Raw genomic sequence first — 19,361 nt, forward strand, 5'->3', positions numbered from 1 at the left:
GCCTTTTTTTCTGATCGTGAGCCCAAACTACCCTCCCAGGTGTTTTGCCAACAATCGGGCGGAAGTATGATTTCGCCTACCGAATCTCTAATACTTCGGTATGGCAGGAACGAATTTCCCGTCAGGAGTGTTAAGCAACCAGGGTGCCAAGCAAAGAACCGGAATCTATTGCCGACCTGTACAGACAATTATGTCCGTATCGATTGCGCTTGTCCGGCAAGCGGGTATATAGGGATTTTCGAGAGAGGAACTGCATGAAGCGTGACGGATTCAAGGGCCTGATGTTGACCTGTTTTCTGCTCGCCGCCCTGGTCGGGGCGGCGGTTCCGGCGGATGCGGTGCTGGGAGCATATGCTTCCGGCCGCCAGCTGGTTGTCGTCGGGAGCAGGGAGTATGCGCCTTTCGAGTTTGCCGGGCCCGACGGCGACCCCAGGGGGATATTCGTCGAGTATTGGCAGGCGTGGTCGCGCGAAACCGGCATTCCCATCGACTATAGGTTGACGGAATGGCCGGAAGCGCTGCGGATGCTGGAGAGTGGAGAGGCCGACATCATTTCCGGCATGTTCCAGACCGAGGAACGCGAGCGTCGTTTCGACTTCGGGCAATCCTTCCTGAACATTGAAGCGGGCATTTTTTTTCATGAAAGCGTGCTGGGAGTCCGAACGCTCGACGACCTCAAGGGATTCAGGGTCGGAGTCGCGCAGGACGATTTCGCGCAGGAGTATCTCTTTCGGCACGCGCCGCAGCTTCAGTTGAAGATCTATCCTGGCTACGAGGCTCTTGTGCGGGCCGCTCTGAACGGCGACATCCGCGTATTCATCGGCGATGAGCCGGTGATTATGTTTCTTCTGGCCCGTCATGCCGATGGGAAGTCGTTTCGTTTGGCTCCAACACCTCTGTATTCCGAAGCAGTCAGGCCCGCGGTGCGCAAGGGTGACTCCGAAACCCTTGCGCTGCTCAACAGCAATGCCCAGGCCGTGCCGGAAGATCGCATGAGCCGCATCGTGGACGATTGGACAGGACAGGGATTCATGGAGCGCCTGCCTTGGACCTGGTTTGCCGCCGTCGGCGGTTTGCTCTTGGCCTTGGCGCTCATGCTCGTCTTCAGCAACCGCAAGCTCCTTCGGCGCGTAGGGTGGACGTCCGATTCGCTGGCCCGCAGCGAGGAGCGCTACCAGCTGGCGACGCACGGCTCCAACGACGGCATATGGGACTGGGACCGGGATACGGACGAGGTCTACTATTCTCCTCGCTGGAAGAGCATCATCGGCTACGAGGACCATGAAATTCCAAACCGGATCGAGGAATGGAAGTCGCGCATCCATCCTGATGATTTCGACCGTGTCATGGAGGCGAACCAATCCCTCTTCGACAACAGCGCGGATTTTTTCGAGGTGGAATACCGCCTTCGCCACAAGGACGGCTCCTGGCGCTGGATTTATGGACGCGGAACCTGCCTGCGGGACGAGAAGGGGCATATCCGCCGCATGGCCGGAGCCCACTCGGACCTCACGAAGCGCCGGGAGATGGAGGACCACTTGCGCCGCAACGAGGAAACCCTGCGGGAGATCCTCGACAACATGATGGACGGATTCTACCGCGCCGACATGGAAGGCCGGTTGATCATGGTGAATCCGAGGATGTATGAGATGTTGGGCTATGCGCGCGGCGACGATCTGCTCGGCAAGGACGTGGCCTCGGAATTCTACTACTCCCCGGAACAACGCAAGCCGTTTCTGGAAAAGATCATGGCCGATGGCGTCGTATCCGGATACACGGCCGCGTTGCGGCATCGCGACGGAAGCCCTGTGGAAGTGGAAACCAATTCTCATCTGATCGTGGATCAGCGGACGGGAAAGCCCGTGGGCATCGAAGGCGTGGTTCGGGACGTGGGCGAGCGGCGAAGGCACGAGCTGGAGCTTCAGCGTCTTGTCGCCAAGCTGGAAGCCAAGAACGACGAGCTGGAACGCTTTACCTACACCGTCTCGCACGACCTCAAGAGTCCGATCATCACCATCAAGGGATTTCTCGGCCTCTTGGAACGGGACATCAGCAAAGGCGACAGGGATCGGGTTTTTGGGGACCTCGCGCGCATCAACAGCGCAACGGATAAAATGGAAATGCTGTTGCGCGAGTTGCTGGAACTCTCCCGCGTCGGGCGAATGGACAATCCCCTGGTGCAGGTTTCGCTCGAGGAGGTCGCCCGCGAGGCGTTGGAGCTGTCCCAGGGGCTTTTCGAGGAGTCGGGCGGGCGCGTGCAGGGTCTGGAAAGCCTCCCGTCGATTCTGTGCGACCGTCCGCGCATGGTGCAGGTCTTCTTGAATCTTTTCAGCAATGCCGTGAAATTCAGATCGCCGGAGAGACCATTGCTGGTACGAATCGATGTTTCCGCTCACCGCGGCAATGTCGTGGTCCGGCTTGAGGACAACGGCAACGGAATCAAGGCGGAGTATCTCGAAACCGTCTTCGGGCTGTTCCAGCAACTGGACCAGAAACAGGGTGGATCCGGGCTGGGGCTTGCCTTGGTCCGTCGCATCATTGAAAATCACGGCGGGCGCATCTGGGCGGAATCCGAAGGCGAAGGCAAGGGGACGGCCTTCGTCTTCAGCCTGCCTCGGTCCGGCTTTCGACCAGGGCAATAAAAAAAGGGGAGCAAAAGCTCCCCGTTGTGTCGTATAGGGCGATGCCTAGCCGCCGAACCAGCCGGGGCTGATGACCTGAAGGGCCTTGGTATAGTTGACGCGCAGCTTTTCCAGCTTGCTGCCGATTTCCGATTCCTTGTCGGAGAGGCTGGTGGGGCAGATTTCAAGCATCTGTCCACGCACCGCTTCGATTTCCTTGACGGTCGACTTGATCAGCGTCAGCGTATCGGCCAGCTTTTCCTGGTCGCTCGCATTCAACGATCCCACGTCCACGAGAACGTCGTAGAGCCTCGCCTTCCAGGCGTTCAGTTCCATTTCAAGTCCCTTGCAGTAGTGCTGCACGGCTTCTTCCTTGGAGACACCCGCGCTGCAACCGTCGATTCCACCACAACTGGGGCAAGGACCAGGATAATCCATGTTAGCCATATCTTCCTCCCGATGTTTATGTAAATGAGAAGGGTTACTATTTGAGATCATAGATTGCATATGCTTCTGTGTAAAGGGGGAGGCACTGTTTTTTGCGGGCAAGAACGTCACGAGGTCTTTTCTCGGTGTATAATTCTCTGAAATAATTTTATGAATTTTATAGAAGCGTTGAAAATTATAACATGGACTCAGGATTGACAAACGACGCCAAAAGGTATTGTCTTTCCGGACTTATTCTCAGGGCGGGGTGAAATTCCCCACCGGCGGTAATTCCGGCCATGCGCAGGAAAGCCCGCGAGCGCTCCCCCCGTGGGGGAGGTCAGCAGATCCGGTGAGATTCCGGAGCCGACGGTCACAGTCCGGATGGAAGAGAGTAAGGCAGTCACCGACCTGCGCGGGCGATTCTCCCGCGTCGGCTGTTTCGCGTTCTGCGAACGGCTGTCCTTTCTTTGCCCTGATTCTGGTAACGTTTTATTGAGGAGTTTTACCATGAATCAGTCTTTGCTTTCCCGTTTTGGCGATCAGGTCGAGCGCGTGCGAGCTGCGCTGGATGCCCTGCAACAGGGCAGGGGGGTTCTTGTCACCGACGACGAGGACCGCGAGAACGAGGGAGACTTGATCTTTCCGGCGGAGACGCTTGCCGCCGGGCAGATGGCCATGCTCATTCGCGAATGCAGCGGCATCGTCTGTCTTTGCCTCACGGACGAGAAAATCCGATCCCTGAATCTGCCTCCCATGGTCGAAAACAATTCCAGCCGCTACCAGACGGCCTTCACCGTCTCCATTGAGGCGGCGGAAGGCGTGACCACCGGCGTGTCCGCGGCGGACCGCGTCCGTACCGTGCAGGCCGCCGTGGCGGACAACGCCCGCCCGGAAGACCTGCACCGTCCCGGACATGTCTTCCCGCTCCGCGCCAAGCCTCAGGGCGTGCTGGAGCGCCGGGGACATACCGAAGCCACGGTGGATTTGATGCGTCTTGCCGGGCTGCGTCCCAGCGGAGTCCTCTGCGAGCTGACCAACCCGGACGGCTCCATGGCACGCCTGCCGGAGATCGTTGCTTTTGGCGAGCGCGAGAATTTTCCCGTGCTGACGGTGGCCGATCTTGTCCACTACCGCCAGGAGTTCCGCCAATAGGCGAAATCGGCTGACGCCGAAACGCAATCGCGCAAATGCGCCATGAAAAGGCCCGCTTCGTTTTCACGGAGCGGGCCATTTTGCGCAAGGGCGGAGAGACTCAGAGCAGCTTGCCGAGGTCGCGGTAGAGCTGGCAGTTGTTGCGACCGATTTCCTTGGCCCGGTACATGGCGATGTCGGCGTTCTTGAGCAGGGATACAGGTCGATCCGCCTCGTGGGGATAAAAGCTCAGACCGACGGAACCGCCGATGTGCGCGCGGCCGAACTTGAGATCGAAGGGACGCTGCAATTCGCGCAAGATGTTGGCCGCCAGGGCCAGGGCCACCTGCTCGTCGTCCAGGGCGGGAAGAATGACGGTGAATTCGTCGCCTCCGAGCCGGGCGATCTGACCATGTTTTCCAATGCAGGCGCGCAGCCGGTCCGCAACCTGCACCAATAGCTCGTCGCCGGCGTCATGCCCCATGGTGTCGTTGACCTGCTTGAATTTATCAAGGTCGATGAACATCAGGGCCAGAGAGTGGCAGGTTTGGCTGCATTCATCGCAGGCCTTTTCCAGCAGTTCGTGGAAAATGGCGCGGTTCGGCAGCCCCGTCAGCGGGTCGAGGTTCGCCTGTTCCAGTCGGGAATGGGCGTCGAGGAGATCCTCGATGATCAATTCCAGGCGGAATTCGCGGGCTTCCTTCTGGACGACCAAGCTGCCTATTTGCTCGGCCAACTCCGCCAGCCGGGGGGAGAAATCTTCGTCGGCGGTCAAGCCCATGAGGTCGTCGACGCTTGAATCGTCGCCTTTGGCCACGGCTGCCGTCACTTTGCAGAGCCGAGTCAGGTCGGCTAATAATTTTTCACTCATTACCATCCCCTGTCTTGCAAACAAGTTCTGCCCAACTTGAGCATATTTCCGGAGAAATGTGAATTGCATACAACACGTATTGCGCTCATCCGGACCTGCCGGATTCGCCGGCGCGAAGATATCGTTCTTTTTGTTTTGTTGAAAGAATTATGGTTTGACATCCAATTTTGACAGATGCATAAGGACATAGAATCCAAGATTGCTCCATTTCGAGGACATCAATCGCGCATGAAGCTTTTTCGCCGTTTTCATCTAATGATATATCTGATGGCCTTGGCGGTTGCCGGAGGGGTCGGAACAAGCAGGTCGGCCCGTGGCGAATGCTTGGTGGCCTTCATTCCGGACACGAACTGGCCTCCTTATCTCATCGAGAACTCCGGCGGGAAGTTGGGCGGGTTGCTTCCGGACCTGCTTCATGAAGTCCTGAATCCCTTGGGATACGAGGTCAAGCTGCTTCGCCTGCCCAACAAGCGGGGCTGGGTCATGCTCGACTCGGGCGAGGTGGACCTGCATCTCAAGGCGCGAGAGTGGGTGCCGAACGCCGAGGATTATCTCTGGTCCGATCCCCTGTTCGAATCCGAGGACGTATTGCTTTACAGCCGGGAACGGCCGATTCGCTTTGACACGCTTGAGGATCTCGTGGGCCTTCGGATCGCGGTCATCAGCAGTTTCGTCTATCCTGGCCTGGATGAGATGTTCGCCGCAGGCGAAGCGGACCGCGTCCCCTTGGATTCGCCGTTCGCCATGCTCGACCTCGTTGCGATGGGCCGGGCCGACGCCGCCGTGGTCAACCGGGCTGAAACGCTCTGGCTTTTTCGAAACAGGCCGGAACTGCATGGCGAACGGTTTGCGTTGACCGATGTCGCCACGGACATTTCTCCCTATCGTTTCGTGTTCACCAAGCAGAAAAGCTGGGCTCCCCTTCTCGAAAAGATCAATCAGGAACTAGCCGCCATGAAAGCGGACGGGCGATTGGACGAGATCCTGCACCGCTACCGTTGAGCGCCCCTTCCCCCCGGCTTGCCGTAGCAGCGGCCTCCGACCGCCGGCAGCCGAAATGTATGCCCGCTGTCCGTTGTTCGCGGTTTCCGGCTTCTCCTCTGGCGGTCTGGCTGCCCAGGTCACGGTTATTCCAATCGGCGTGACCTCGTTGCCCGACATATCCACTGCACGTATTCGGTTGAAATCGTACCTTGTCCCGTTCCTGTGGATGTGGTCGGCGCGCGGGGCGTTTTCTCACGCGCAAATTTTCCGGGGAGAAAGCTCATGAAAAACAGTATGCTGTTCCTGATCTTGCTGCTTGCGGCAACGCCTGCGTTCGCAGATGACGGCGCTTTGGTACTGGCTTCCGGTGCGGGCTACAAGAAGATGGTCAATGCGCTGGTGGAGGAATATTCCTCGCAAACAGGGCGTCAGGTGGATCTCGTCTACGGCAACATGGCCCAGGTCACCTCTCAGGCGCGGACCAGCGGAAAGGTTGATTTGGTGCTGGGAGCCGAATTCTTCCTGGGAGATGGGAGCATCGACGCGGCGGCCACCCATACGCTCGGCCGCGGCCGCCTTGTTCTGGCCTGGCCCAAGGGAAAAGGGAATCCGTCTTCGGAAAGCCTGACCTCGGCGCAGACCAGGCGCGTCGCCCTGCCGAATACCAAGCATGCCATCTACGGAAAGGCCGCGTTGGAATACCTTCAACGCACGGGGATCTATGAACAGATCCGGCAGAAGCTCGTGGAGGTTGCCACCGTGCCGCAGGTCTATGCCTATCTGGCTGCGGATGAAGTCGATCTTGGCTTTCTGAACCTGACCCATGCACTCAACGTCCGCGATACCCTCGGGGGATTCGTTGAGCTGGATGGACAATTCTACGATCCGATCAGGATCGTTGTTTGTGAATTGCGTTCGCCGCCGCACCCTGATGCCGCACAAGATTTCCTGCGGTTTCTGAAGAGCGAAAAAGCTGTGGAAATCGTTCGAGCCAACGGATTGTAGGCGTGTCCGGTTGGCGGGACATGTTGCTCGATCCCTCCACGCTGGGGCCGCTCTGGCTCACTCTTCGGGTGTTGCTGTATTCCGGTGCGCTGCTTCTGGGAGCGGGCGTGCTGCTCGGATACTATCTGACACGCGAGAAAAGGACCGCGCTCCGAACGGTCGTGGATTTCCTGGTGACGCTTCCGTTGGTGTTTCCGCCCATTGCCACCGGGTTCGTGCTGTTGCTGCTTTTGGGGCGTTCCGGGCCGTTGGGGCGGCTCACGGGCGCGGAGATCGTTTTCAGTTTTCCCGGCGTGGTCGCGGCTTCATTCGTGGCGGGGCTGCCGTTGATGGTCAAGCCCGTGGTGACCGCCTTGCAAGGAACGACACGCCTGGCCGAGGCGGCCTACGTGCTTGGAAAATCCGAATGGCAGGCCTTCTGGCTGGTGCAGTTGCCGAACGTCAAACGCGAGCTGGCTGCCGGCTGGTTTCTCGCTTTGGGCCGCTCCCTGGGCGAGGTGGGCATCACCCTCATGCTGGGGGGCAACATCCTCGGCAAGACCAATACGTTGTCTCTGGAGATATACAACTCCGTGTTCAGCGGGGAATTTGACCGTGCCGTGGTCCTGTCCTGCTTGATCGGGTTGTTTTCATTGTTGATCTACTTCGCCCTCAAACGGCTTTCCGCCGTATAGGAGAATGCAATGCCGTCCGTGCTGGAATTGGTTCGAGACAAGGCGCTTGAAAGTTGGACCGCCGAGGGAATCCTTGGGGAGTCCGTGCAGGTTGTGGCCGCGCCCCTGACCACGGAACAGGCCATCGGCAGGCCGGGATACGGAGATTTTCCCATCCAGAAAGGCAAGGAACGACTGATGGAAGCCCGCTTTCGGAACGCCCGCGGCCAGGCTTTCACCGACCATTTCGACCACTACGCCGGAACCCTGGGCGAGGTGGCTGCCTTGCCGCTGGACAGCAATTTTTCACGCGCCGTATTCGTGGCCACGCTCAACGCGGTCCTTCGCAGCGCGGGGCAGACCTCGAATACGATTCACTGCCGCGACGCCGGGCCGGGGGAATGCGCCGCGGGACTGTCCGGCTTCATCGCGAAACGGTTCGGTTCGCCTCGCGTCGGCCTGGTGGGGTTTCAGCCCGCCATGATCGGCGCGCTGTCCGTGGCGGTTGAACTGCGCGTGCTGGATCTGGACCCGGACAATGTCGGCCAGGTCAGGCGCGGCGCGCTCGTCGAGGGGCCGGACAAGGCTGCCGAAGTCCTGGCCTGGGCCGACGTGTTCCTGGTCACGGGCACCACCTTCGCCAACGGCAGCATCTCTTCCTTTCTCTTGGACAAGCCCGTGGTCTTTTACGGCACGACCATCGCCGGAGCTGCAACGCTCATGGGCTGGGAGCGCTATTGCCCCCGCAGCGAATGATGCGTACCTACGGTGCGAGGCCGTTTCGCGCTGCTGCGGGGCGGCAAGGCATCCGATGAGACGAATGACTGCGACCAATCCCATGCTTCTCATCTTTTCCGGTCTGCCCGGAGCAGGAAAGACGACATTGGCGCGTCTGCTGGCTCGGCGTCTTCGCGCCTCCTATCTCCGCATCGACACGATTGAGCAAGGGCTGCGCGATCTTTGCGGGCTGGACGTACAAGGCGAGGGGTACCGGCTTTCGTACCGCATCGCCCAAGACAATCTTCTGCTCGGCATGAGCGTTGTCGCGGACTGCTGCAACCCCATCGCGCTGACCCGGCGGGAGTGGACCCGGGTCGCCGAGGATTCGGGAGCCGAGTGCCGAAACATTGAGATTGTCTGCTCGGATCGTGAAGAGCATCGGCGGCGTGTCGAGGGGCGCGCTTCGACCGTACCGGGTCTTGTCTTGCCGACCTGGAAGGAAGTGCGAGAGCGCGACTACGATCCTTGGGAGCGGGCCGAAGCGGTTCGTCTGGATACGGCGGGGCGAAGCGTGGATCAGAGCTTTGCGGACCTGCTGGCGTTGCTGAAGCTTGAAGGCATCGGCCCGGACAGCGATTCCGCCGAGGGGCAGTGCTTGGCTTGAATTGATTCAAGAAGAGCGAAGTCGGAAGAGCGGCGGAATTCGCCTCCCTAACGTCTCGGAGCGAATTGGTCGGACATCTTATTCAGGAAAGCAAAAGCCCCGTCCGAGCGGGGCTTTTGCTTGTCCAAGAGATGGAAAAATGGGGGATGGTGGAGGCGGGGGGAATCGAACCCCCGTCCGAAAACGATCCACACAAGGCGTCTACAGGTTTAGGACAGGTTTCGTGTCTCGCTGCCAGGATTGCCCCTGTCCGGGCGGCCGTGCAGCCAGCGCGCCTATGAGTTTCGCTCTCTGCGGGACGTGCAGCCGCGGATCGCTAGCCCGAGGGGTGTCGTCAGCGTCTCCGGTTTATCGGGCGTAGACCCGGAGAGCCGCCGGGGTCATGCCCCGAAACTACAGTTACCTAGTAACTAGGCAGCCATAGCGTAGTCGTAGTCATTGTTGGCACTTGTATGCCTGGTCGATTTGATGACGGGGCCAACGACCATCCCCGACCTGCAACCTTGGTTTCTGCATCTCCGTCGAAACCAGGGCGCCCCCATTTCAATGAACTGAACGGATGTGCAAACTATAAGACGCTGCCGACGTTTGGCAAGGGGAAATCCCTTAGGATATGAAAATAGCCGCAGGTCCGTATCGTCGAGCCTTCAAGGGCCGGAATCGAAGCTCGCAGGGGAGCAATCGCACGCCGCGCAGCCCGGACAAAGCAAGAAAAGGCCCCGCTTGCGCAGGGCCTTTGTATTCATGGTAGCGAGGGAGGGACTTGAACCCCCGACTCTGCGGATATGAGCCGCATGCTCTGACCGACTGAGCTACCTCGCCATGTTTCGGGTCTGTGTCCCGAAGCGGAAACGCTGTATATCCTCTCTCTTTTGCGAACGCAAGGGGAAAAAGGCGTTTTTGGGAAATCAGGAAAAAATCAGCAATACCAGTGCGGCGAGCCCTATGCGATAAACAGCGAAGGGACGCAGGGTCAGCTTGCCCAGAAGGTAGATGAAGCCCTTGACCGCAATCCAGGCGGAGAAGAAGCTGACCACGAAGCCTATGGCGAGCATGAACAGGTCGTCCGCGTTGAAGAGCTTGGCGCTTTTGTAGAAGTCGTAGCCCGTGGCCGCGAACATGATGGGCACGGCGGCCACGAAGGAGTATTCCGCCGCGGTCTTGCGGTCCACGCCGAGCAGCATGCCGCCCATGATCGTGGACGCCGAGCGGGAAAAGCCGGGCCAGAGCGCCAGGCACTGAAACAGGCCGACCCCCAGGGCCGTGGCCGGGGTCAGTTCGTCCAGGCTGCGCATGTTTTCCCGCCGGGGCATGGCCTCGACCACGAAGATGGCCAGCGCGCCTGTGAAAAGCGCAGCGGCCACGGTCAGCGGGCTGAAGAGATGTTCCTTGATGTAGCCGTGGACCAGCAGGCCGAGCAGGGAGGCGGGGAGGCTGGTCAGGAAAAGCAGCCAGAGGCCGCGCAGGCTGGAAAAGGCCTTGCCTTGTTCGGGCAGGAGCAGACCGAGGAAACGCGGCCAATAGAGCAGGACCACGGCCAGAATGGCGCCGAGCTGAATGACGATCTCGAAGGTTTCGGCCTTGGGGCCGACAAATCCGAGCAGATGTCCGCAGATGATCAGGTGTCCCGTGCTGGAGACGGGCAGAAATTCCGTCAGCCCCTCGACAATGCCCATGATGACGGCAATGAGCCAAGCGTCCATTTCAGTCTCCTGTGCGGCCGCGAGGCCGGATGATATTCTCGCAGGGGGTAAACCGGAAAGACGCAAGTTGCAAGGCCGGGGAAGGTGGTGTACTTCCTGGTCGAACTCCCGAAAATCGTATTCGGGCAAAGCAAGGAGCCCTCAAATGAGCACCGTCATGCCCCAGAGCGAGATGTGCAGAAAGGCCGTCGCCTGGATCGACGAAAAGCGCCGCGAATCCGACACGCCCTTGGCCAAGTTGCTGGAAGAGGCGAGCATGCGGTTCAACCTTGGTCCGGGAGACTGTGAATTTTTGCAGCGCTTCTACGCCGAAGAGAAGAAATAGCCGGGTCAAAAGAGTAGGGCGGCTTGTTCAAGCTCATCCATCGCCAGATCATCAAGGAACTTTTCCACCTCTTCTTCCTGTCCCTGGGGTGCCTTCTGGGCATCATACTGCTGGGCAGGATGCTCCAGCTCCGCGACCTTTTGCTGGCGCAGAACGTGGGCGGCGGCGAGCTGATGACGCTGTTCATCTATCTCGTGCCCTTTTTCCTGCTTCTGCTCATGCCCATCGCCAGCATGCTGGCCGTGTTCCTGACCTTCCTGCGCATGAGCACGGACCGAGAGCTGGTGGCGCTCAAGGCCAACGGCGTCAGCCTGTATCAGCTCCTGCCGGCCCCGCTGATCTTTGCGATCCTCTGCACATTGGGCAGCCTTTTCGTCTCCTACCACGGCATTTCCTGGGGCATGACCCATTTCAAGGGCACGCTCCTTGAACTGGTACGTTCCCAGACGCGGCTCGCGCTCCAGGCGGGCATCTTCAACCAGGATTTCCCCGGCCTGACCTTCTACGCGCACAAGGTGGACGAGAAGACCGGAGACATGGAATTCGTCTTCGTGCAGGACAAGCGCCAGAAGAACATCACCGTGAACATCGTGGCGGACAAGGCTTCGGTGGTCACGGAGGTGAAACAGGGCGCCTTGCTGATCTCCTTCAAGAACGGGCGGATCTATCGGCGCGAGGGGGCCAAGCTGGACATCCTCCAGTTCGGTTCCTACGTCATCAAGCTCTCGCTGGCCCAGCTCTTCGGAAGCGACTATTCGCCCGGAGAGCGCAAGGCGAGCGAACTTTCCGTGGCGGAGCTGCGCAAGCTCCGGGCCGACCCGAACGCCTTTGACGACGTGGACACCAAGCCGAGCAAGGTGGAGGTGGAGCTGGCCAAGCGTTTCGCCCTGCCCGCGGGCTGCTTCGTGCTTTCGCTGTTCGCCATGCCCATCGCCTGCATCTTCCAGGGGCTGCGCCAGCAATGGGGGCTGCTCATCTCGCTCGGCCTGTTCCTGGTCTACTACACCATGTTCTCCTTCGGCGTGAGTTTCGGCGAAGCCGGCACCCTGTCGCCGCAGATCGGGCTTTGGGTGCCCAACGTGCTTTTCCTGCTGCTCTTTTTGGTCATCCTGCAAATGGCCGCGCGCGAGCGGACCATTCGCTTCCGGCCGCGTCTGCCAAGGCTCCGGCTGCGGAGGGCCAAGTCGTGAGCCTGGGGCTGAACACTCTGCGCAGTTACCTCGTGCGCCAGAATCTCTTCCTGCTCGGCGTCTGTCTGAGCATCGGCACGGGCGTCTATCTCCTGGCCGACATGTTCGACCGCCTGGACGACTTCGTGGAGGCGGGCCTGGGCGTGAAGACCATCGCCGCCTATTACGGAGCCAAGCTGCCGCTGATCGTCTCCCAGATCCTGCCCTCGGTCTTTTTCCTGTCCCTCGTGGTCCAGCTCGGACTCATGGCCCGCAGCAGGGAGCTGTTGGCCCTGCGCGCCGGGGGCTGCTCCCTGGGGCGGCTGGTCCGCTTCTTCTTCGTCTACGCGCTGATCCTCAGCTGCGCGCAGCTCGCCTTTTCGCAGTTCATCGGCTCCTGGGGGGAAACCGAGGCCAACCGCATCTGGAAGGAGGACGTGCGCAAGAAGCAGCTCGACGAGCTGGTCATGAAGGACGTCTGGTTTCGCAGTGGGGAGTTCGTCATCCATTCCGAGGAGATCGCTCCCGGAAAGATGTCGGCGAAGAACGTCACGGTGTACGAGTTCGACCTGGACAGCCGAAAATTGATCCGCGTCATCAATTCGGAACGGGTCAAGGTCGAGGAGTTCGGCTGGCGCGTGTTTTATCCCCTGATCCTGAGCACCGTGGATTTCACCTCGCAGACAACGCGAAGCATGCTTTTGCCCGTCATGCAGGACATCAACGCCATGGCGGCCATTCGGCAGAGTGCGGACCGGGCGCAACTGCCCCTGCTTCAGCTCGGCAAGGCCATCCGCGATCTTGAGAGGTCCGGCTCCAACGTGGAGCGGCTCAAGACCGCCTGGCACGCGAAGATTTCCTACGCCTTCAACCTCGCGGCCATGGCGCTCGTGGCCGTGGCGCTGATTACCTTCACGGAAAACATCTACATCGGCGTGGGGATCGGATTGTTGCTGATCTTCGCGCAGTACGGCGTGTATGTGGTGGGGGTTTCCGCCGGGCAGCAGGGAGCGGTGGCGCCCATCGTCGGAGCCTGGTTCGGGGATGCGGTGTTCGCCGCCGCCGCGCTTCTGCGGCTGATCTACGTCGGCTCGCCGCTCGTGGAGCGCGCTGTCAGCGCTCCGTTCCGGCTGCTTACTCAGCCTCGCTCGACGCGGGACTGGGATTGACCGACTCGGCCAGCAGGTTCCAGAGCTTGTCCCGCCCGCGGCCCGTCTTGCTGGAAAAGGGCAGGGGAACGCCGGCTCCGCCGAGCAGGTCGCGCCATTCGCTGACCCGATGCGCCAGATCCTTTTGCTTGCACTTGTCCGCCTTGGTCAGCACCGCCAGGAGCGGAATTCCCATGGACCTCAGGTAGGCCACGAGTTCCAGGTCGATGCGTTGCGGGGGCAGACGGCTGTCCAGAAGGACGGCCATGGTGGTCAGCTGGCGCGTGCTCGTCACGTAGCGCTCGATGAGCTTTCCCCATTTGGCCCGTTCGGTTTTCGAGGTCTTGGCGTAGCCGTATCCGGGCAGATCCACCAAAAAGAAGTCGTCGGGCTTCACGAGATAGAAGTTCAGGCTCCGCGTCTTGCCCGGAGTGGAGCTGATGCGCGCGAGGGACTTCCGTCCGGCCAGGCAGTTGACCAGCGAGGACTTGCCCACGTTGGAGCGCCCCGCCAGCGCGACCTGCGGCGCGTCCAGGATTTCGAGCTGGTTCGGCTCGAAAACGGTTTTGACTAACTCAAGCGTTCGGTTCATAAGAATTCCCGCCGGAGGTTCCGCTTGGACCGGGCCGTGGGGCCGGGCCGGAGCGTTTCAGTCCGGGACGGGCAGTGTTGCCTGCTTTGCGGCGCGGCGTCAAGGTTGGCAGGTTGCGCCCCATAGTATAGGATGCGAACCGATCACGGCATGATCGCATTGACGTCATTTGAATCGCAGAGAAATCCAAAGTGTTGGGTGGAACCATGGCAAAATATCGTTTTCTGGTTCTCAATGGTCCCAATCTCGGTCATCTTGGAGAGCGCCAGCCGGAAATTTACGGCGACAAGGGCATGGCGGACGTGCCTGTCCTGGTCAGGGATCTCCTCGGCGAACGGGCGGACGAGGTGGAACTGGAGTTCTTCCAGTCCAATTCCGAGGGGGGATTGATCGACCGGCTCGAAAAGGCCCGCGCGGACGGCGTCCACGGCGTGGCCTTCAACGCCGGAGCCTACACCCATACCAGTCTGGCCATCGCGGACTGCCTCGCCTGGATCGGCGTTCCCTGCGTCGAGGTGCACCTCTCCAACATCTGGGCACGCACGGACGAGCCCCTGCGGCAGCAAAGCCTGATGGGCAAGCGGGTCATCGGGGTCATTGCCGGATTCGGAATTCTCGGTTATGCCTTGGCTGTTCAGACGCTGTACCAGCGCCTGAAGGATTGATAGTCGGCAATGGGAATCCGCCGCATGGAGCGGCGCATAAGTATAAAGAGGGTATCAAAACATGTATTCGACCAAGGACTTTCGCGTCGGTCTGAAGATCGAGCTCGACGGCAAGCCCTTCGAGATCATCGAGTTCCAGCACTTCAAGCCCGGCAAGGGCGGCGCCATGGTGCGCACCAAGCTGCGCCAGATGATCACGGGCCAGGTTCTGGACAACACTTTCCGTTCCGGTGAGAAGGTCGGAAGGCCCGACCTCGCTTCCCAGGACATGCAGTTCCTTTACAAGGAAGGCACGGATTTCGTCTTCATGGATCTTGAATCCTATGAACAGATGAATGTGCCCGCCGAAGCCCTTGGAGACGAGGGTGGGTATATCAAGGAAGGCGACACGGTGAAGACGCTGCTCTACCAGGGGCGGCTCATCGGCGTGGACCTGCCGGCCTCGGTCGTGCTCAACGTGGCCGAGACCGAACCGGGCGTCCAGGGCGACCGCGTCAGCGGCGCGACCAAGCCCGCCATCCTTGAAACCGGCAAGAAGATCAACGTCCCGCTGTTCATCAACACCGGCGACACCATCAAGGTTGATACCCGCTCCGGCGCCTATATCGGCCGCGAATAACCGCCGCGCTTCGGCGTTCGTATCGTACACTATGCATCGAGGCCGGGGGACGACAAGCCCTCGGCCTCGATGTGCTCATGGGAGAGAGAGTTGGCGAAGAAAACCGCGAAACCCGAGGAAATCCGGACCCTGACCCCGGAACTGGGAGGACTGGCCTGCATTTTCGTGGCCGCCTTCCTTTTCGTCAGCGTCTTTTCCTTCCACCCCGCCGACCCCACCTTCAACCAGTCGGTGATGGCGCCCAAGGTCAACAACCTTGCCGGAACCGTCGGCGCGTATGCGGCCGGGCTGTTCGTGGAGCTTTTCGGCATGGGCGCTGTTTTCTGGCCGCTGTTCTTCCTCTACTTCGGCCTTTCGCGGTTCATACGCCGGATCCGGATGAATTTTCGCCAGTGGTCCGGGCTCATTCTGCTCTTCGTGGTCCTGACGGCCTGGATGCAGCATCCCTGGTTCGCTCCCGGCCCGGATCACGTCTACGACATCATCAGCGGCGGCTGGCTGGGCCGCAGCCTGAACGCGCTGGTGGTGCCCTATGTACGCAGCTGGGGCAGCTTCCTTCTTTGGCTCTTTCTGACGCTGGCCGGAGCGCATCTTCTCGTCGGCTTCAGCTGGCGCGACCTGGGCAAGGCCGTATCCGCCGCCGTGGTTCGAGCCTGGTCCGCCTGGCAGGAGCAGCGCCGCCGCGCGCGGGCCATGCGCGCCTTTACCCAGGCCGAGAAGCAGAAGAAGAAAAAGAAGAATGAACCGGACTTCCCCGAACCGCCGCGCGTTGCGGATGATTTGATTCTCAAGCCCTTTACCGAGGAGCCGGAGCCCAAGGTCGTGCGCGCCAACGTTGCCGCCGTGCCCAAGTCGCCCAAGACCCGGTCCGGGCGTCTGTCCCTGCCGTCCCCGGAGTTGCTGCGAGCGCCGGATGAAAAGCAGGATCGGGAGTCGCCGCAGGAACTCGCCGCCCAGGCCAAGCGCCTGGAAGCCTGCCTCGGCGATTTCGGCGTGCAGGGCGAGATCCAGAAGGTCGTGCCCGGTCCGGTCGTGACTATGTTCGAGTTCAAGCCCGCTCCCGGCGTCAAGATCAGCCGCATCGCCTCGCTTTCGGACGACATTGCGCTGGCGCTCAAGGCGCGCTCCGTGCGCATCGAAGCGCCCATTCCCGGCAAGGACAGCGTGGGCGTGGAGATTCCGAACACCAAGCGGCAGACCGTCTACATCCGGGAGATGTTCGAGTCCCGGGCGTTTCTCCAGTCCTCGTCGCTGCTGACCCTGGCCCTGGGCAAGGATATCCACGGCAGGCCCACGGTTGCCGATCTCGCGCGCATGCCTCATCTGCTCGTGGCCGGCGCAACGGGCAAGGGCAAGAGCGTGTTTCTCAACGGCGTGCTCCTGAGTCTGCTCTACAAGGCCGATCCGGAGCGGCTCAAGCTGCTGCTGGTGGACCCCAAGCGCATCGAGCTGGCCGTCTATGCGGATTTGCCGCACCTCGTCCATCCCGTGGTCACGGACATGGCCCTGGCCAAGAACGCCCTGGAGTGGGCCGTGCAGGAGATGGACCGCCGCTACGAGAGCATGGCCCGCATCGGCGTGCGCAACATCGAATCTTACAACAGCCGTCTCGTGGAGCTCGGCAAGGACATTCCCGACGAGCAGAGCGACCTGGAACCGATGCCGTATCTCGTCATCGTCATCGACGAGCTGGCGGACCTGATGCTCACGGCCGCAAAGGAGGTGGAAACCTCCATCGTACGGCTGGCCCAGCTCGCCCGCGCCGCCGGCATCCATCTCATCCTGGCCACCCAGCGGCCCAGCGTGGACGTCGTCACGGGATTGATCAAGGCCAACTTCCCGACCCGCATTTCCTTCCAGGTCTCGGCCCGGCACGACTCGCGCACCATCCTTGATACCGTGGGCGCGGAACGCCTGCTGGGATTGGGCGACATGCTCCACAAGCCCAGCGGTTCCACCTTGCAGCGCCTGCACGCCGCCTATGTGGACGACGCCGAGATCGCGGCGGTGGTGGCGCACTGGCGCGGGCAGTGCGAGCAGCGGTTCGAGCTGGACTTCTGCGAATGGCAGGCGGGCGGCGAAGGGGGAGGCAACGGCAACGGCGGGGATTCCGACGATCCCGTGTACCGGGAGGCCGTAGATTTCGTCATGAGTCAGGGCAAGGCTTCCATTTCGCTGATCCAGCGCCGCTTCCGCATCGGATTCAACCGCGCCGCCCGCTTCATCGAGCAGATGGAGCAGGACGGCCTGCTCGGCCCCCAGGAAGGCAGCAAACCACGCAACGTCATCCGCCCCAAATGATCCCGCTTTACTTTCGTCGGTGCTTGCCCGTAAATTGCATCATTGAAACGAAAATCATCCGACCCCGTCCTTGATGTCGAGGACGCGGCAACATGGAGGTCCATATGCGCCTTGTCGTTTCCATGCTTGTCCTTGCTTTGCTCACCTTGGGCGCTTCTTTTTCCTGGGCGCAGGATGCCGGCGAAATAGCCGACAAGATTCAACATCGCTATGAAACGGTGAAGTCCTTCGAGGCCGATTTCACGCAGCGGCTGACCCGTGCGGCCATCGGTGCCAGCACCGAAAGCACCGGGCGCATCTGGTTCAAGCGTCCCTCCCTGGTGCGCTGGGAAACCCTGGCTCCGGAAGAAGCCAAGGAAACCATCGTGGTGGGCAAGGACGCGGTTTGGGACTATCTGCACGAACTGAACACCGCGAACAAGATGCCCGTGCAGGATTTGCTCAACTCGCGCACGTTGATGCGCTTCCTCATCGGCAAGGCCAACCTCAAGGAAGATTTCAAGGTGGAAGGCGTCTGGGACGGCCAGGAGAAGCTCGCGGAGCATTGGGCCGATACGAACCTGATGCTTTTCCGGCTGGTGCCGCACAAGCCCGAACCCGGCATGCTCTTCGCCTACATCGGGGTCGAGCCTGAAACCTACTTGTTGCGCCGGATCATGACCGTGGATTTCCAGGGCAACGGCAACGAGATTTATCTGCGCAATCTCAAGGTGGATGTGGACGTCAAGGATTCCAAGTTCGAGTTCGTGCTCCCGGAAGGCGCGCAGGTCAACGACAACACCGTGCAGCAATAGCGCCGCGCAGAGGGCGCACCGCAGTGACGCAAATCAAAGGGCCCCTGATCGGGGCCCTTTTTCGTGCTTGGCGAGCTGAAAATGTTGTTGCGAAACGCGTCCAGGGGATGGCGTCCCCGGTATCAGCCACGGGGAGCGGAGGAGGGAGCCAGCCCCACGGCGCGGCGGACCGCGTCCAGTTCCTGGGCGCTGAGTTGCCGCCATTTCCCGCTTTGCAGGGTGCCGAGGCTGAGAGGGCCTTGAGCCACGCGGCAAAGCTTCAGCACGGTCAGGCCCAGATCCCGGCACATGCGTCTGATCTGACGGTTCACGCCTTGGACCAGTTCCATTTGGAGCAGGGTTTCCCCCTCCGGAAGACGACGGGTCCAGACCCGCACCGGGGCCAGACGCTCGCCTTCCTTGAGGCGCATTCCCGCACGCATCGTCTGCAATGCGCTTTCCGGGACGTCCTCTCGCACCGTGACTTCGTAGCGTTTCACAAGGTGGTGGCGCGGGTGGGTCAGCCGGTTGCAGAGTTCGCCGTCCGTGGTCAGCAGCAGAAGTCCCTCGGAAAAGTAGTCGAGCCTGCCCACAGGGACGGGCCGAAGCTCGCGGACCCTTTCCGGCAATAATTCCAGTACGGTTTTGCGTTGTTGCGGATCGCTAAGCGTCGTGACGACCTGTACGGGCTTGTGCAGCATGATCGTGAGATGTTCACGGCGCATCCGCACGGGGACGTCGTTCAGGGTCACTTCGTCCTTGTCCGGATCGATCTTGTCGCCGGGGTCGGGAGTTTTCCCGTTCACGAGCACTTTGCCCGCTGCTATAAGCTCGTCCGCGCCCCGGCGCGAGGCCGCGCCGCATTGCGAGAGAAATTTGTTGAGTCGAATAAGATTGTTGTCTGTAGTCATTCGTTCCATTGCAGACGATGGTTTTCTTCATGCGGCACATGAAGAACCGGACGCGCCAGGGCCGATGACCCGGTGCG

19 protein-coding genes, 1 tRNA gene, 1 other RNA gene and 1 riboswitch are annotated in these 19,361 nt (G+C 60.7%); of the genes, 14 read left to right on the top strand and 7 right to left on the bottom strand.

What is annotated here, in order from left to right; translation table 11 throughout:
- Nucleotides 1-254 precede the first annotated feature (254 nt).
- Nucleotides 255-2,642, top strand: coding sequence for a PAS domain-containing protein (locus tag G452_RS0113755; protein WP_022662840.1), 2,388 nt, complete (start codon nucleotides 255-257; stop codon nucleotides 2,640-2,642).
- Nucleotides 2,643-2,687: 45 nt separating this feature from the next.
- Here G452_RS0113755 and G452_RS0113760 read toward each other — a convergent pair whose 3' ends face one another.
- Nucleotides 2,688-3,068 carry a hypothetical protein gene (locus G452_RS0113760; protein ID WP_022662841.1) on the bottom strand — a complete coding sequence of 127 codons (381 nt, stop codon included), beginning with the start codon at nucleotides 3,066-3,068 and terminating at the stop codon, nucleotides 2,688-2,690.
- A 229-nt stretch (nucleotides 3,069-3,297) separates the two neighbouring features.
- A riboswitch (FMN riboswitch) is annotated at nucleotides 3,298-3,447 on the top strand.
- A gap of 110 nt (nucleotides 3,448-3,557) precedes the next feature.
- Here G452_RS0113760 and ribB point away from each other — a divergent pair.
- Entirely contained in the window at nucleotides 3,558-4,202 is a 645-nt protein-coding gene (gene ribB, locus G452_RS0113765) for a 3,4-dihydroxy-2-butanone-4-phosphate synthase (RefSeq protein WP_022662842.1), read from the top strand.
- Nucleotides 4,203-4,302: 100 nt separating this feature from the next.
- On the opposite strand, the gene G452_RS19610 is transcribed toward ribB, so the two are convergent.
- Entirely contained in the window at nucleotides 4,303-5,052 is a 750-nt protein-coding gene (locus G452_RS19610; RefSeq protein WP_162141311.1) for a GGDEF domain-containing protein, read from the bottom strand.
- A gap of 327 nt (nucleotides 5,053-5,379) precedes the next feature.
- Here G452_RS19610 and G452_RS0113775 point away from each other — a divergent pair, with 327 nt between their 5' ends.
- From G452_RS0113775 to G452_RS19615, 5 genes are all read left to right on the top strand, one after another.
- Nucleotides 5,380-6,054, top strand: a complete 675-nt coding sequence (locus tag G452_RS0113775) for a substrate-binding periplasmic protein (RefSeq protein ID WP_162141312.1) — start codon at nucleotides 5,380-5,382, stop codon at nucleotides 6,052-6,054.
- A gap of 264 nt (nucleotides 6,055-6,318) precedes the next feature.
- The gene (modA, locus tag G452_RS0113780) at nucleotides 6,319-7,041 is read left to right on the top strand and encodes a molybdate ABC transporter substrate-binding protein (protein WP_027189264.1); all 723 of its coding nucleotides are present in this window, start codon (nucleotides 6,319-6,321) and stop codon (nucleotides 7,039-7,041) included.
- 20 nt (nucleotides 7,042-7,061) lie between these two features.
- Complete coding sequence (locus G452_RS0113785; RefSeq protein WP_022662846.1) at nucleotides 7,062-7,715, top strand: molybdate ABC transporter permease subunit; 654 nt, start codon at nucleotides 7,062-7,064, stop codon at nucleotides 7,713-7,715.
- 9 nt (nucleotides 7,716-7,724) lie between these two features.
- Complete coding sequence (locus tag G452_RS0113790; protein ID WP_022662847.1) at nucleotides 7,725-8,450, top strand: Rossmann-like domain-containing protein; 726 nt, start codon at nucleotides 7,725-7,727, stop codon at nucleotides 8,448-8,450.
- A gap of 64 nt (nucleotides 8,451-8,514) precedes the next feature.
- The gene (locus G452_RS19615; protein WP_022662848.1) at nucleotides 8,515-9,078 is read left to right on the top strand and encodes an AAA family ATPase; all 564 of its coding nucleotides are present in this window, start codon (nucleotides 8,515-8,517) and stop codon (nucleotides 9,076-9,078) included.
- 147 nt (nucleotides 9,079-9,225) lie between these two features.
- Here the strand turns inward: G452_RS19615 and ssrA are convergent.
- The 3 genes from ssrA to G452_RS0113805 all read right to left on the bottom strand — a co-directional run bounded on the left by ssrA (nucleotide 9,226) and on the right by G452_RS0113805 (nucleotide 10,781).
- Nucleotides 9,226-9,618: a transfer-messenger RNA gene (gene ssrA, locus G452_RS21175) on the bottom strand.
- Between the two features lie 205 nt (nucleotides 9,619-9,823).
- A tRNA-Met gene (locus tag G452_RS0113800) sits at nucleotides 9,824-9,900 on the bottom strand.
- Between the two features lie 86 nt (nucleotides 9,901-9,986).
- Nucleotides 9,987-10,781, bottom strand: coding sequence for an undecaprenyl-diphosphate phosphatase (locus G452_RS0113805; RefSeq protein WP_022662849.1), 795 nt, complete (start codon nucleotides 10,779-10,781; stop codon nucleotides 9,987-9,989).
- A gap of 145 nt (nucleotides 10,782-10,926) precedes the next feature.
- On the opposite strand from G452_RS0113805, the gene G452_RS0113810 reads away from it, so the two are divergent.
- The 3 genes from G452_RS0113810 to G452_RS19625 are packed head-to-tail and all read left to right on the top strand — an operon-like array spanning nucleotide 10,927 to nucleotide 13,444.
- Entirely contained in the window at nucleotides 10,927-11,106 is a 180-nt protein-coding gene (locus G452_RS0113810) for a hypothetical protein (protein WP_022662850.1), read from the top strand.
- A 23-nt stretch (nucleotides 11,107-11,129) separates the two neighbouring features.
- Entirely contained in the window at nucleotides 11,130-12,296 is a 1,167-nt protein-coding gene (gene lptF / locus G452_RS19620) for an LPS export ABC transporter permease LptF (RefSeq protein ID WP_022662851.1), read from the top strand.
- On the top strand, nucleotides 12,293-13,444 hold the full coding sequence (locus G452_RS19625; RefSeq protein ID WP_022662852.1) for an LptF/LptG family permease: 1,152 nt from the start codon (nucleotides 12,293-12,295) through the stop codon (nucleotides 13,442-13,444). Before lptF ends, G452_RS19625 begins: the two co-directional genes overlap by 4 nt.
- On the opposite strand, the gene yihA is transcribed toward G452_RS19625, so the two are convergent.
- Nucleotides 13,410-14,015: a ribosome biogenesis GTP-binding protein YihA/YsxC gene (yihA, locus tag G452_RS0113825; protein ID WP_022662853.1), complete on the bottom strand. Its 606-nt coding sequence runs from the start codon at nucleotides 14,013-14,015 to the stop codon at nucleotides 13,410-13,412. The two genes, G452_RS19625 and yihA, sit on opposite strands and share 35 nt — an antisense overlap.
- Nucleotides 14,016-14,221: 206 nt before the next feature.
- Between yihA and G452_RS0113830 the strand changes: the two genes are divergently transcribed.
- The 4 genes from G452_RS0113830 (at nucleotide 14,222) to lolA (ending at nucleotide 18,394) form a co-directional block, all read left to right on the top strand.
- A complete protein-coding gene (locus tag G452_RS0113830) occupies nucleotides 14,222-14,680 on the top strand; it encodes a type II 3-dehydroquinate dehydratase (RefSeq protein WP_022662854.1) in 459 nt (152 codons plus the stop codon).
- A gap of 61 nt (nucleotides 14,681-14,741) precedes the next feature.
- The gene (efp, locus tag G452_RS0113835; RefSeq protein ID WP_022662855.1) at nucleotides 14,742-15,299 is read left to right on the top strand and encodes an elongation factor P; all 558 of its coding nucleotides are present in this window, start codon (nucleotides 14,742-14,744) and stop codon (nucleotides 15,297-15,299) included.
- A gap of 69 nt (nucleotides 15,300-15,368) precedes the next feature.
- Nucleotides 15,369-17,600: a DNA translocase FtsK gene (locus tag G452_RS0113840; RefSeq protein WP_027189266.1), complete on the top strand. Its 2,232-nt coding sequence runs from the start codon at nucleotides 15,369-15,371 to the stop codon at nucleotides 17,598-17,600.
- Nucleotides 17,601-17,704: 104 nt separating this feature from the next.
- The gene (gene lolA, locus G452_RS0113845) at nucleotides 17,705-18,394 is read left to right on the top strand and encodes an outer membrane lipoprotein chaperone LolA (protein ID WP_022662857.1); all 690 of its coding nucleotides are present in this window, start codon (nucleotides 17,705-17,707) and stop codon (nucleotides 18,392-18,394) included.
- Nucleotides 18,395-18,516: 122 nt separating this feature from the next.
- On the opposite strand, the gene G452_RS0113850 is transcribed toward lolA, so the two are convergent.
- Nucleotides 18,517-19,284: a pseudouridine synthase gene (locus G452_RS0113850; protein WP_022662858.1), complete on the bottom strand. Its 768-nt coding sequence runs from the start codon at nucleotides 19,282-19,284 to the stop codon at nucleotides 18,517-18,519.
- Nucleotides 19,285-19,361 lie beyond the last annotated feature (77 nt).

Origin of the sequence: Paucidesulfovibrio longus DSM 6739, from assembly GCF_000420485.1 — a bacterium.
GTDB lineage: Bacteria > Desulfobacterota > Desulfovibrionia > Desulfovibrionales > Desulfovibrionaceae > Paucidesulfovibrio > Paucidesulfovibrio longus.